15 protein-coding genes and 1 pseudogene are annotated in these 12,812 nt (G+C 52.8%); 11 read left to right on the top strand and 5 right to left on the bottom strand.

Annotated elements, in window-relative coordinates; genetic code table 11:
- Nucleotides 1-101 precede the first annotated feature (101 nt).
- The 4 genes from KCG87_RS24955 to KCG87_RS24940 all read right to left on the bottom strand — a co-directional run bounded on the left by KCG87_RS24955 (nucleotide 102) and on the right by KCG87_RS24940 (nucleotide 4,296).
- Nucleotides 102-584 carry a hypothetical protein gene (locus tag KCG87_RS24955; protein WP_210559062.1) on the bottom strand — a complete coding sequence of 161 codons (483 nt, stop codon included), beginning with the start codon at nucleotides 582-584 and terminating at the stop codon, nucleotides 102-104.
- 328 nt (nucleotides 585-912) lie between these two features.
- The gene (locus KCG87_RS24950) at nucleotides 913-3,612 is read right to left on the bottom strand and encodes a DUF5906 domain-containing protein (RefSeq protein ID WP_210559061.1); all 2,700 of its coding nucleotides are present in this window, start codon (nucleotides 3,610-3,612) and stop codon (nucleotides 913-915) included.
- Nucleotides 3,609-3,815, bottom strand: a complete 207-nt coding sequence (locus KCG87_RS24945; protein ID WP_134785633.1) for a TraR/DksA C4-type zinc finger protein — start codon at nucleotides 3,813-3,815, stop codon at nucleotides 3,609-3,611. Before KCG87_RS24945 ends, KCG87_RS24950 begins: the two co-directional genes overlap by 4 nt.
- Nucleotides 3,808-4,296 (bottom strand): phage regulatory CII family protein, encoded by a 489-nt coding sequence (locus tag KCG87_RS24940; RefSeq protein ID WP_210559060.1) that lies wholly within the window; start codon nucleotides 4,294-4,296, stop codon nucleotides 3,808-3,810. The genes KCG87_RS24945 and KCG87_RS24940 overlap by 8 nt, the downstream gene beginning before the upstream one ends.
- Nucleotides 4,297-4,761: 465 nt before the next feature.
- On the opposite strand from KCG87_RS24940, the gene KCG87_RS24930 reads away from it, so the two are divergent.
- The 8 genes from KCG87_RS24930 to KCG87_RS24900 all read left to right on the top strand — a co-directional run bounded on the left by KCG87_RS24930 (nucleotide 4,762) and on the right by KCG87_RS24900 (nucleotide 9,198).
- Nucleotides 4,762-5,559 (top strand): helix-turn-helix transcriptional regulator, encoded by a 798-nt coding sequence (locus KCG87_RS24930; protein ID WP_246881837.1) that lies wholly within the window; start codon nucleotides 4,762-4,764, stop codon nucleotides 5,557-5,559.
- Nucleotides 5,560-5,915: 356 nt separating this feature from the next.
- Complete coding sequence (locus KCG87_RS24925; protein ID WP_210559058.1) at nucleotides 5,916-6,287, top strand: hypothetical protein; 372 nt, start codon at nucleotides 5,916-5,918, stop codon at nucleotides 6,285-6,287.
- Between the two features lie 10 nt (nucleotides 6,288-6,297).
- Nucleotides 6,298-6,573 carry a hypothetical protein gene (locus tag KCG87_RS24920; RefSeq protein ID WP_210559057.1) on the top strand — a complete coding sequence of 92 codons (276 nt, stop codon included), beginning with the start codon at nucleotides 6,298-6,300 and terminating at the stop codon, nucleotides 6,571-6,573.
- On the top strand, nucleotides 6,570-6,953 hold the full coding sequence (locus KCG87_RS24915) for a hypothetical protein (protein WP_210559056.1): 384 nt from the start codon (nucleotides 6,570-6,572) through the stop codon (nucleotides 6,951-6,953). The genes KCG87_RS24920 and KCG87_RS24915 overlap by 4 nt, the downstream gene beginning before the upstream one ends.
- A complete protein-coding gene (locus KCG87_RS24910) occupies nucleotides 6,950-7,192 on the top strand; it encodes a pyocin activator PrtN family protein (protein WP_210559055.1) in 243 nt (80 codons plus the stop codon). Before KCG87_RS24915 ends, KCG87_RS24910 begins: the two co-directional genes overlap by 4 nt.
- Before the next feature lie 82 nt (nucleotides 7,193-7,274).
- A complete protein-coding gene (locus KCG87_RS24905) occupies nucleotides 7,275-7,682 on the top strand; it encodes a hypothetical protein (protein WP_210559054.1) in 408 nt (135 codons plus the stop codon).
- Nucleotides 7,679-8,164 carry a hypothetical protein gene (locus KCG87_RS27635; RefSeq protein WP_348983760.1) on the top strand — a complete coding sequence of 162 codons (486 nt, stop codon included), beginning with the start codon at nucleotides 7,679-7,681 and terminating at the stop codon, nucleotides 8,162-8,164. The genes KCG87_RS24905 and KCG87_RS27635 overlap by 4 nt, the downstream gene beginning before the upstream one ends.
- Nucleotides 8,065-9,198 (top strand): tyrosine-type recombinase/integrase, encoded by a 1,134-nt coding sequence (locus KCG87_RS24900; RefSeq protein ID WP_348983761.1) that lies wholly within the window; start codon nucleotides 8,065-8,067, stop codon nucleotides 9,196-9,198. The genes KCG87_RS27635 and KCG87_RS24900 overlap by 100 nt, the downstream gene beginning before the upstream one ends.
- A gap of 130 nt (nucleotides 9,199-9,328) precedes the next feature.
- On the opposite strand, the gene KCG87_RS24895 is transcribed toward KCG87_RS24900, so the two are convergent.
- Nucleotides 9,329-11,149: an NACHT domain-containing protein gene (locus KCG87_RS24895; protein WP_210559052.1), complete on the bottom strand. Its 1,821-nt coding sequence runs from the start codon at nucleotides 11,147-11,149 to the stop codon at nucleotides 9,329-9,331.
- 293 nt (nucleotides 11,150-11,442) lie between these two features.
- On the opposite strand from KCG87_RS24895, the pseudogene KCG87_RS27530 reads away from it, so the two are divergent.
- The 3 genes and pseudogenes from KCG87_RS27530 to KCG87_RS24885 all read left to right on the top strand — a co-directional run.
- Nucleotides 11,443-11,673, top strand: a pseudogene (locus KCG87_RS27530) (site-specific integrase); the annotation flags it as partial.
- Between the two features lie 22 nt (nucleotides 11,674-11,695).
- The gene (gene folE / locus KCG87_RS24890) at nucleotides 11,696-12,241 is read left to right on the top strand and encodes a GTP cyclohydrolase I FolE (RefSeq protein WP_019826593.1); all 546 of its coding nucleotides are present in this window, start codon (nucleotides 11,696-11,698) and stop codon (nucleotides 12,239-12,241) included.
- Nucleotides 12,242-12,344: 103 nt separating this feature from the next.
- Complete coding sequence (locus KCG87_RS24885) at nucleotides 12,345-12,716, top strand: glutathione S-transferase N-terminal domain-containing protein (protein ID WP_007960660.1); 372 nt, start codon at nucleotides 12,345-12,347, stop codon at nucleotides 12,714-12,716.
- Nucleotides 12,717-12,812: the final 96 nt, after the last annotated feature.

The following is a 12,812-nucleotide window of genomic DNA, read 5'->3' as shown; positions in this document are numbered from 1 at the left end:
GTAGTGCACAGCACGTGCTCGGGGGAGCGCAAAGGCGCAGAATCCATATCGTGGGGACTTTTTACCCCCTGAGTACGGAACCGAAAAGGGGGCATTTTCGGTTATCCAACTTGACGCAACTTTGACGCAACTTTGAGGAGACTTTGAGGTAAAGCGCCCCGACCAACGGTAAGCCACTTACGTGCGTCCTTGCGCTCGGCCAGCACCTCAAAGAGTCGGACATGAAGACGATGCACAAGATCGTAGTAGGTTTGTTTCGCCTTTGAGACGTAGCCCAGTTCGTGCATCTGCGCTGCCCATGTCGGTGCAGGGTCAAAGCCGTAACGCATAACTGCCAACTGTTGCAGCCTTTCACCCCGACCATCTTGCCGTGCAATCTCGGAAAGGGCGGCACCAATTTCCTGCGCAATTGCATCTGGACCCGCACCACCTCCGAGAAGGATCCGAGAACCGGGTGTGCCCCGCGGCGCACAACCGCCCCACTCCATGATCGTCGCCATCGGGCTACCCATGCCTCCCGCTTCACCGGTGTGTCGGCATTGCTCGCCCCAATGTTTCAGCAACAACTCCATCGCCTCAATCATTGCCCTGCCCCCCGTAAAACCCAACCCAACACAGAAAAACCGCAACCCGACACAAACCCAACACAGATAAATCTCTTTAAATTCAATGCTTCAATCGAACATGAGTTAAGTGTGTTGGGTTTGTTGGGTTTATCAGTCTTCGCATAAGAAAAAATTCGTTCCGTTGAATTCGTTGCAAAGAACGTCATGTATGCGCGTGCGCGACACAAAACCCAACACACCCCACACAACCCCCGCAAAGGCATGTGATTCGGGCACTCAAATTGTGTGGAGTATTCAAAATCAACCCGACACACACTCAACACACCCAACACACTTTTGAAAATAGTCATGCTGCAAGCGCCTTGATGTGATCCCAGCTGTCCACGTGCCAGCCCGCCAGCTTGGCCTTGGCCCGCCAGTTTTCCACCTGCTTGCCCAACTCGGCCGCCTTGAGTGATGGGGGCGGGGAAGCATCCAGGTCCGCGGGAAAGAAAAACGCGCCGAAACGACGGTTATTGCCGTCAGTCCAAGGTATTGCTCGCGATTTATCCACCTCGGAACTGATGAACAGAGAGAACTTCGTCTGACTCATCACATGCTCTTTGTTGCGCTGACACCATTCGAGAAACAACGAATAGAGGTCGGTCGATAGACATGGCCCCCAAAGCCCATGGCCCAGCTCGCTGTACTTCCACAAATGCAAGAATGTTTGCCAGCCGGCCCGACTCAAGGCCACCAAACGCTCACGCGCCTCGGTCGATGGCGGCCGCGTGCGCTGGTTGAAGTCCCCTAGGTCGACCGACAGTAACCAACCGTAGAGCGCCGCTACCCCACCCTGCTCCAGTTCACGACCAATCGCCTTTTGCCGAGCGACTGGTAGGGTCTCCATAGGCCACATGACCAGCATTCTTCGATCACTGTCGCTGATTGGCCACGGAAGAATCTCGTTGCTGAGAAATACCGCATTCATATGGTTGGCTTCTTCCCAGCCATTAATGAATTTCGACTCCATCCGCACCGTTTTACCAGTGATCAAGTGCTTGATCTTGCCCACCTGGTTGTAACGTTGATCGCGACTGACCACCTCTTCAAAGACGGACCACAATTTGCGGCTTTGCCACGCGTTGAAACTGCTTTCCAACTGCGTCTGACCAACAGTCGCCGCGTATTGGCCGTAAAGCATGCCGAGTGCGTCAGCGAACAAAAGGCTTTTGCCCGAACCTTCCATGATCGAATGCATCAATACAGCGGTGTCCATCTTGGCGCCCAAGTGCTGCAGCGGATACGCCAGCCAGCGAGTTAACCAATCGGTCGCGGCTTCATCATGATTACAAAGAAATGAGATCAGCCAACGCAGGTTGGCACACGCTGCATCATCCCTGACTGGCTCAAGCGGCAACCCGTCAAAGGTATTGATGTACACCGCAGGATCCTTCGTCATAGTCGGATCAAACACGATGTGTTCAACATCGACGGTGCGGCGCTCGCTGCTGTTCAGCCACAACGGGTAAGTATCACCCAGCGCCATCTTCACCGCGCCCTCGGCTATGCGCCGCTTCTTTTCGCGATCCCAAACGTCTTTGGTGCCATCGATGTAAACGTAGCGATCGGTTGGAGACATCCCGAATACACCGCCCTTCTTCCCAGCCATGCGGCGCGCCTGCTCGATCTCGCGAACATGGTCGTCAGAAATTAGTCTCTTTCCGGTGTCGTCCAACCAGGCTTTGGCCAGTGGCTTGCCCACACGAGCTTCGAAGGCGGACTTCTTCATTACCTTCGATTGGTCGCAATCCCACACGTGCGTGGTCCCTTCTACCAGCGCAAAACGACGCAGAATGTGGTCCAGCGTTATGACCTCCCCCGCCCCCCCGTCAGGAGCTGGAGCGGCCTCGCTGGACGGGCGTGTTTCGTCGGAGGTCGGCCCGCTCAACTCACCGGATGGGGTGGGGGGAAGATCATTAGGATCTGGACGGGCGGCGTGTTGCATGCCCAACATTCGCGCAGCATCCTTCACAGCCTTCGACTGGTCGCCGCCGTGCTCGAGTAAGCAGAACACTTCAAAGGCGTCGTTCTGATGCCCGTTCGCGAGAGGGTCAGCACCGTGATGCGAATAAACCTTGCCCTCACTGATCGTCACCCCTGGCAGACCGGTGCTGCTTTGAGGGTATAGCCACTTATTGCCTCGCTTGATGTACCCATGGGAGCGAAGAAGCTCCGCAACATCGTGACAACGGTTGAATTCATCAATTACCGAGGGCCGTTTGCCGCCACCGAGCGCAGGACGCTTTGGGGCTTTGACCGGTGGCTTCGGTGCCGCAATCGCCCATGGACACGCAGCTTCAGCATCTCGCTTAAAAAACTCCCAATTCTGCCAAATGGTAAGCAACTCTTTGGTCAGCGTGGGCAGCCCGTCAGTAGCACTTGGAGCGGTTTTCCAGATGTAAGGTTTGCCGGTACCGGGATGAATTGATGGTGGAAATACGTCTTGCACCAGTCCCGCACGTAGCTCAAAGACCGTGAAGCGTTTGAACGGCTCGGCTTCGGTTCGTGCAGCAGCTTCTGCGGCAAGATCACCCTGCTCTTTCGCAGCCTTGGCCTTGTCCATCAACCCTTTGAAAATCGACCCATCCGGGTCTTTTTCATTCGGCCATGAAAGCGAGTGACGCGTGAGTTCGATGCCTTCGGGGACCTTGAACACCACCCGGAATCGAAGCGGATTACCAACGATAGTCGGGAACACCACTGCCATTGCATCAAGGTCCAGGCCCAACAGTTCATACAGAACATGTCGCGTCCACTGAACGTCATCAACATCCAATGAACAAACGCGGCTCGGCCCCAGCACGACGCCAAGGTTGTGATTTGGGTTTCGTTGCCAGAACGCCTCGGCCGCGTCAGCGTCGGTGATATAGCCTCCGGGCTTATTCCAACCTGGGCCTTTCGGGGCCTTTTCACCTGGATCAATCGATACCAGTGCCAAGTCAAAAGTACTGATGTAACGCTTTGCCCATGTAGCGATGGCTGTTCCTTTGCCCGACTCACTCATCGCCGGGCCTCCCGCAGCTCCTGACAAGAGACGCAGGTCTCGCAACCTTCAACCTTCTGCTGTCGTAGCAACGGGATTGGTTCGTCGCAGTCGTCACAGAACTGCGCGCTGACGCGGCTCGATGGCACGCGGCGATTACGATGAATAGCAACATCAAGCAGGTATTGCGCCTGCTCGTTTGCGCGGTCGATATCATCAGCCATTGATGCGATCCTCCATCGCCTGACGAGCACCCGACATGATGCCCAGGACTTCGCGAATCACATCCATTCCGTACTTTTCGAGATCCACGACTTCATGAAGCTCCCAGATGTTGTCCGCCGCGCCGTCATGCATCTTGGCCACGAATTCACCGGTTTCCCCGAGTAGCTTACCGACCGCTTTCAAGGCGTCACGGGTTGCTGGTACGGGCACGGGCCGGTACCAAACCGCACCTGCTGGTCGCATCAATGCGTCCAGCAGACGTGGATCAGCGGTCAGCCTGATCACTTCCTCAAGCTCATCTGGATTCAGCCAGCGGCGTTCTTCATCGAGCTTGAGTTTCTTCTGGAGGGTGTCGTTGTCCAACACCATTTCAAAGGCAAGGGCGGTGATTCCGCCCTTGTAGTCACGACCAGCGCGATAAATCGCTTGGCGTAGAGGCAGGACCGGACCAGCGTCCGGCAAAAGATCTGTGCGACTCATAACCGTAAATCCCCTATTTACGGTGTAGCCATAGCCCAGGGCAAACCCTATCCTATGACCACGACCGATGTGCATGTGCTGTGTATCGTCGTAGTCGGGCTGGGGGATTCTTTGGTGAGAGGCCCCAGCTCGACGCCTTTTAAGCGGCCCTGATCTTGCGGCGCGATCCGATTGGACGAATCTCTACCGCTGTACAGGCCCCCTTCTCATCAACCCGAACTCGAATATCTCGAGCTGAGTTGAGCATTTGAGAGACAGCGCTTTGCGATACCCCAATCAGTAAAGCGAGCTCTGGTTGAGTCTTGCCCTCGGCGAAATCTCCCAAGGGAATTCCTATTTCGTTTGCCATCCACGTTTCCTCGAATGGGCGTTGCGGCACGGATATTAGTGTTACTTCTTTTAAACAGCAAGAAAAAAGACGTTCACTGTTTTGATAAAATAAGTCTTCCTTATAAATTGGGATGCATGATTACCTCGATATCCTTCTCTGCCGACGACGAGACCCGAAAAGCCGAAGCCATGCGCTTGAAGGCTATTTATCAGGACCGCAAACGGCATGATCCCTCCCTTACCCAGGAAAAAATCGCCGATCTGTGCGAATGGGCTGGGCAAAGCGTTGTCAGCCAATACTTAAATGGCCGAATCCCTCTCAACATCGGAGCGCTGATCAAATTTTCGAATGTCTTGGGCTTTTCGCTTGAAGAGGTCAGTCCACGTCTCGCTGCTCTCGCCGAGATGCCCCGCCTGCGGCATTCGCAGGGCGGCAATGAACGCTCAAGAACCCCCGACTGGGAAATGCATCAGATTGAAGTGTGGGATGACGAGACCCCGCTCGGCCCCGATGAGGTAGAGCTGCCATTCTTTAAGGAAGTGGAATTGTCTGCGGGTAATGGATCTCAGGTTAGGCTTGAAACAAATGGACGCAAGCTTCGCTTCGGGAAACGTACTCTCAAAAGAAAGAGCATCGATCCTGCTTCTGCAGGTTGCGCTCCAGTAACTGGGAACAGCATGGAGCCAGTGCTTCCGGATGGCAGTACTGTGGGTGTAGACACCGCGAATACAGTCGTTCAGGACGGCAAGATGTACGCCATCGATCATGACGGACAGTTGCGCGTGAAGCTCCTCTATCGATTGCCTGGCTCGGGTTTACGCCTACGGAGCTACAACACTGAGGAACACCCGGACGAACGCTACGATGGCGACTACGTCCAACAGCACATTCGTATCATCGGGAAGGTTTTCTGGTATTCGGTGATGCTTTAAGAGATCTCTCCCAAAAGGCCCGAAAGGGTCTTTTTTTTCGTCTACTAATTTTATTTATCGTTTTTATAAGTAATACTGTTGACATATTAAATCAGTAACACTAATTTTGCATAGGAATCTACCTCTCACCAAAGAGATCAACCCATGCAAATCACACAGCAAAGCGACACCCGCTGCCCTGTTTACCTGCACCCCTCCGCATGCAGCAGTCGAGCCGCAGTTGAAGACCTACAGCTTCGCACGGGACTTCTCGTCGTCAGCAACCCCAAGGGTCGTACCGCCGCTATCAGGCCAGTCATTATCGCTAACGCATCCGAAGCCAATGCCAATGCCGGGCCGCTCGGAGACGATGCGGCATGAATAACTACCTCATCCCCCTAACTAAACAAGACCTGTTGCATCACATGCTCCAGGTTGGCGGAGGTGCCGTGTGCCCTCTTCAACGACCAGAGCAAACCATCTATGCAAGCTTTGATGTGGAGCTCACTCAAAACAGCGCAGTAGTCAGCGTTGAATTGGGAGGTCACACCGGCGAACTGACCCTCAAGCGATCGGACCGAGCCAATCACCTGCACCTGCGGGATTTCATCCAGGACATTGCGAACGGCCGGATTGAATCAGCTCAACCCGCGCCACCCGAGCCGTCCAGCCGACTGGCGAAAATTGATCGAGCACTTGCGGACTCGGAAGCACTGCTTGCCCGCGTTCGTAAAATGATCGCTGCCTGAGGACTGCGCCATGAATCGCACCCTGGACGAAACAGCCGCATTGCTCGGACTCAAGCCCCGCGCCTTCCGCACCAGGTTGCGCGAGCTGAGCATTCTCAACAGCAGTGGCGATCTAGCCAGCCAACACCGTGATCGCGGCTATTTGTATTCGGATCCGCGCAGCACCGTGATTCCGTCCCTCAACAAATGCCGTCATTACTCCGTGGTGATGGTGAAGGAAGAAGGGATCGAATGGCTGGCCAAGAAGCTAGGAATCATCATTACCCGAAAGGACGCCGCTGCATGAAAACCAACAACCTCAATGCCTACACGCAAGCTCTCGGTGCCCTGAAGCTGATCCCGATCTACTTGAACTGCCCGGGGGTAATCAGCCGCGCAACGCTCGTTGGCGCCTCGACGGAAGCCATCCAATTACTGGAAAGCATGCCAGTACTAAGCACCGAGCTGGCCGAGGTATTCCGCTGCGTCAACAACGTGATCCTTGATGGGCAAGTCGCCTACGTTACTCCTACCAACTCGCCTGAGTACCCATTCGGCGCGGTAGTGGCTGACGCCAAGGGCAACATTTGTGCGGCTGCAATGGGCAAAAGTAAAGAAGGCCTCGCCGAGATGATTCGCCTCAAGTTGCTGCCCCCATCGGAGGGGTGCGGGGAGAAGGCAGCGTGAACAACACACTAGAACTATTGCGACGTCAGTTCGCTACTCCATGTCCGACCCTGGCGGCAGTTCGGGAACAGTACTTCGCTCACATTCGCACTGACCGCTACCTACTTGCCGAGATCAAGGCAGGTCGTATCGCGCTGGTTGTGAAGCGTCTGCACGGGTCGGCTCGCGCACAAAGAGTGGTGTACCTGCACGACCTGGCCGAGTTCCTCGACGGCCAAGCGGCAACGCAAGCAGCTTGATTTCAACTTGGGTTAACCACTTACACCCCCACCGGCCTCTCACCAAGCATCCCGGCGGGGGTTTCACAGAGGCTCACAGCACATGACCACAATCCAAATTTGCGCGCTAATCATCCTAATCGCTTTCACCGGCCTCCTCGTATGGGCCGGCTACAAAATGGGACGTAGCGATGGAAAGCTAGAAGCGGACGATAGCCAGCGCGCTGAGTTCGCCAAGACTATCCGTCAGCTGGAGGCTTCCGCCCAGTTCATTCGCACTGATCACAAAAATCTGGCGAGGCAGTGCAGACGACTTAGAGAAAGCCAAGCATTCGGATCAAAAGAACAGCGAGTTCTGCTCGATATTGCAGAGCACCTACGGGTGGCTGCTGAAACATTCAGTGCATTTCGCACAGGCAAAAAACTCGAACGAGACACTCGGTTCCTTCGCGAGCAGGCTCTGATCATGGCCGGACTGCTGCAGGTGGTAGTACAAGGAGAAGACTTATGAACAACTCATTCTCCTGCTTCGGACCAACTCACTATCGCATGTCAATTGAAAGCAGCATGCGCTTACATGTGATCGACCAAATTCCGACTGGCAACAACCGTTTACCCGCGCTACCTGCTGTGGAAGACAAGCGTTGCGATGCCACTGCGGAACTGTCGCTACCGACCTACCACCTCGACAAAATTCCAGAAGACAAGATGGCCGAGTTGGTCGGCACGACCCGCAGAGCACTGCAAGGCAAGCGCGCAAGAGGCGTCATTCCCAAAGGTATCTGGAACACCATCGATAGCCGCATTTATTACAGCCTGAGGAGATACGAAGCATGGCTCGAGAGCCAATGGGATTGCCCACCGGAGTTGAATTTGCTGGACAGTCCGTCCGCATTCGCTTCACTTGGAACGGGCAACGCCGTTGCGAAACCCTCCCCTATCCCCAAACGCCGAAGGGGATTAAGGCTGCCACCGACCTACGCGCTAACGTAACCAGCCTGATCAAGCACGGCGTGCTGGATGATCAGCGCTACGCTGAACTGTTCCCCAACTCCACCTATGCCAACTACTCGGCGACTCTCCGTTTCGGGGAGTACGCCCAAGAGTGGCTCAACAGTCGCGAGATCGTGGCCGGGACACGCAAGAACTATCTCGGCTCACTCAATCTGTACTGGATGCCTTATTTGGCGATGCTGCCCATCGACAGCATCACGTCGGTGATGCTGCGCAAGGTAGTAGCCAACACCGAATGGCCTACGCCAGGCGTAAAGCGCGCGGCGATCCAACGCCTGACCACAGTGTTCGGTACCGCGGTAAAAGATGGCCTGATCAACCGTAACCCTGTGGAGTCCATCGAACTGCCGGTAAAGGCCAAAAAGCCCATCGATCCGTTCTCGGTTGGCGAGGCCAACCAGATTATTGATCACCTATATAAGACGCTGACCCATTCGATGCGGATCTACGCGGCGTACTTCGAGTTCGCCTTCTACACTGGCATGCGCCCCAGCGAGATCGCGGCGCTGCGCTGGGAAGAGGTCGACAAGGCAAAGCGACTGGTCAACGTGTGTCGGATCGTCGCGGACTACAAGATCGAGGAGCGCACCAAAACCCGGAACGTACGCCAGGTCATGCTAAATAGCCGAGCGATGCACGCCCTTGAGCAAGCCGAGCTGGAAGCAGAGCAACGCGCCGTGCAGAGCCGCCGCAAACGCGCCAAATCGCCCTACGTGTTCCCGCCAACCAAGAACTTCGAGTTCATTCAACAATCGAGTGTGACCGACAAACACTTCCAAGCGGCACTTACCGAATTGGGGATTCGCGCCCGCCGGCAATACAACTGCCGACACACATACGCTACCGTGTGCCTCATGGCGGGTATGAACCCTGCGTTTATTGCCACTCAGCTAGGCCATAGCGTTCAGATGTTACTCTCTACTTATGCACGCTGGATAAGCTCAAGCACAGACTGGATTGAGTTCATGAAATTGGAAAAAAGTCTAAAAACTGAAGCCGTAGGATCACCATAGTCCAGCCATAAATTTAATTACAAATACCCTTAATAACTTATGAGAATCCCAGCAGCATAGCAATTACGAATTATGTATACAGGGGGTACGAAGGATTAGTAGTCCAACGCCCCCCTCACCTAAGCCCCTTTCACCCGCCCATCAGCATCGAGGCAAAATCCTTTTGTTTTTGCGCATACTGGGCCTTCAATGACTCTAATTTTTCCATCAAAAACTCGAAACGAACATAGCACTTCTGCAGCGTATAAGACTGGCTGATTACGTCAAACCCATTCGCTTGACCGCGCAGCTTCTTGAATGACAAGGTTGTAATGGCCCCATAACTTAAATTAGACCAGTCAAAAAGTTCGCCTAAAGCATCATCATTAGATGTTAAAGATAAATACTTCGGATTCACACTTACGACAAGCTCGCTCCTGTACAATTGATAAACCACGTTTAAAAATGTGGCCCACTCGTTGCGAGCATTGAGAGTAAAACCGTAAAGCGTCTCTTCGCTAGTTTTATGGCATCTAATCGCATCATATATTTTCGCAACCACAGCAACACGTTCTATAGGTGTTTCAACCGTGATAAATTTTTTTAATTTCTCGAGTCGCGGAATAATCCACTCTTGCTCAATCAAATCCTTATTCATATCAAAAACCATAGGAATGACATCATCCCTCGAGTTAGAGAGCGACACCCTGCCAAACAAATCAAACTTATTAGTTGCTACATAACCAACCAAAAATAGCGCCGTGAAATATTCCTGAAAAGAGCGATGAGTAAACGTAAAATTCAGTCCATCACGTTGCAAAATACATACACTATCTAACAAGTCCCTAATGAATTCATCTGGTTGAAAAGCGATACTATATACCCCACCCGCTTTCCTAACGTACTCGAGAAGCTCCGACTCACTGAAAGAATATTTTCTATCTGCATAACCTAGAACAGAGAATGCTGAGAGAACCTTCTTAAAATCATCCAAAGGCAATCCAGACCAAGATTTTCTTTTATATAAACTTTTCAGGGAGTCATGCTTATTGAACAAAGTAAGAAATGCCTGCTCATAAAACAAATGAACCTTGTTCGGAATTTCGGCTATTTGCTCATACGTTAGCAACATCATAGTCAACAACAAAGGATTTTCAGCAAAACTCTCATGCCTATCATAAAGATCTTTATCTAGAGCCTGTAAAAACTTAGCTTTCACCTGTGCATCGTAATTCAATTTCTCAACAAGACTTAAGGCCTTTTCTTTATCTAGCGGCAAAACATCATACTGATAAAAATTCTCCCATGATCCAAACCTGTGATCGGGCCGACTGGAAACCAACATCATGATCTTTCGATATTTGTTAGACAGCGCTGTAAGCTCAGCTTCGTACACATCACGCTTTTCATTGTTTATTTCATCAAAACCATCAAAAATCAATAGAACCTTACCAAGCCTCAAAAGATCATCCAGCTGACCTTTAGTGAATTCAACCTCAAACTCTTGAAGCATTTTCAAAACATAAGCCAAAAGACTACAATCAACTTCGGTATTTAAATTTCGAAGTTCTACAAACACAGGAAAAATGCCCTGTGGTTTCTCCACCAACTCCACAAACACACTTCTACAAAAAGTGGACTTCCCAGATCCCGCCGTACCTGTAATCACGATACGCTGATTTTTTTCAACATGCCCTATAAATTGATCTTCTGAAACGATCCCTGCATCCGTAGACAAGTCAGTACGAACATAAAAATCGCGCAAATTTACGGGAGCTCCCCTATACAGCAAAGTTTTAGTTCGAGAATAGCGAAAATAGTTGGTCTTTATATACTCAGTCAAACACATATCCAGTCTAACTTTAAACTTATCAGTTAGATTTTTTGACAATGTTTTCGCTGCTGTGAACAATGGCTGCGCGAATTGCTTGACCAGTTCTACCGCAACACCATTCAGGTCCACTTCTTTCATGACGCTCCTTTTTGGCAAAATTTGCTCTGTAATGTATGGTGTTTACGAAACTCAATGCAGCTATATTGCCATCATCCAATCAGAAATAGGGTATCTCCTCAAGTGGTGGGACTGGATGAGCAACCTCTCGCGAAAGGTAGGCGACGCGTAGCTATCGAACCAGCTGGTGTTGGGGTTTTGATTGTCACCTCCCGCAGTCTGTGAGACGGCAGCAGTTCCTACGGGTCAGCCGAGTCAGGAGCCAAAAGACTTCCTTTCTTTCAACAGCCTGAAGCTACAATTCAGCCCAATCAGGTATTCGAGGCCGCAGGCAATACAACTGCCGACACACATACGCTACCATGTGCCTCATGGCGGGTATGAACCCTGCGTTTATTGCCACTCAGCTCGGTCATAGCGTTCAGATGTTGCTATCGACTTACGCCCGATGGATCAATTCCAGCACTGACTGGGGTGAACTCGGTAAGCTCGAAAACAGCTTGATTGGTACAAAATTGGTACAGACAGAAACAGTACCCCTCTGAAACCCTTATGGAATCAGCCCCTGTGACACTGGAACAGAACTACACCGCGATTCTCGGCCAACTGGGCGAGGACGTGTCCCGCGAGGGCCTGCTCGACACGCCAAAGCGTGCCGCCAAAGCCATGCAGTACCTCTGCCGCGGTTATGAACAGACGCTCGAAGAGGTCACCAACGGTGCCCTGTTCAGCTCCGACAACAGCGAAATGGTGCTGGTCAAGGACATCGAGCTGTACTCGTTGTGCGAACACCACCTGCTGCCGTTCATCGGTAAGGCGCACGTTGCGTACATCCCGAGCGGCAAGGTGCTGGGCCTGTCGAAGGTCGCGCGGATCGTCGACATGTACGCCCGCCGCCTGCAGATCCAGGAAAACCTCAGCCGCCAGATCGCCGATGCGGTGATGCAAGTCACCGGAGCACTGGGCGTGGCCGTGGTGATCGAGGCCAAGCACATGTGCATGATGATGCGCGGTGTCGAGAAACAGAATTCGTCGATGATCACTTCGGTGATGCTCGGTGAGTTCCGCGAAAACGCGGCGACTCGCAGCGAGTTCCTCAGCCTGATCAAGTAATCGGCTGCAGAAAAAAACCGGCGTTGATCGCCGGTTTTTTTTCGCCTGTGAAAAATCGGGTAAGCTGCGCGCCCTTCTCTCTTTGCACCGTGAGGCTTTCAACGTGTTCGTAAAAGCGCTTCGTGTCGGCCTTGGCCAACTGATCATCTTCATTGACTTCATCACCCGCCCAGGCAAGAAACAGCGCCCGGCCGAGGTACAGGCGCAAGTCAACGCCGCCGCCAAAGGCCTGACCCTGTATCAGTTCCACGCCTGCCCGTTCTGCGTGAAAACCCGCCGTACGCTGCGTCGCCTGAATGTGCCGGTCGCACTGAAGGACGCGAAGAACAATGAACAGGATCGCCAGACCCTGCTGGACCAGGGCGGCAAGATCAAGGTGCCGTGCCTGCGCATTGAAGAGAATGGGCAGACGACCTGGATGTATGAGTCCAAGGTGATCATTGATTATCTGGATAAGCGGTTTGCGGCGGTCTGATGATTATGTGGTGGGTTGATTGACGCCTTCGCGAGCAAGCCCGCTCCCACAGGTTTTGTGAACGCCACAGCCCATTGTGGGAGCGGGCTTGCTCGC

The organism is Pseudomonas sp. MWU347, from assembly GCF_017947305.1.
Taxonomy (GTDB): Bacteria; Pseudomonadota; Gammaproteobacteria; order Pseudomonadales; family Pseudomonadaceae; genus Aquipseudomonas; species Aquipseudomonas putida_A.
The sequence above is the reverse complement of the archived record's forward strand: the minus strand, read 5'-3'. Positions and strand labels throughout refer to the sequence as shown.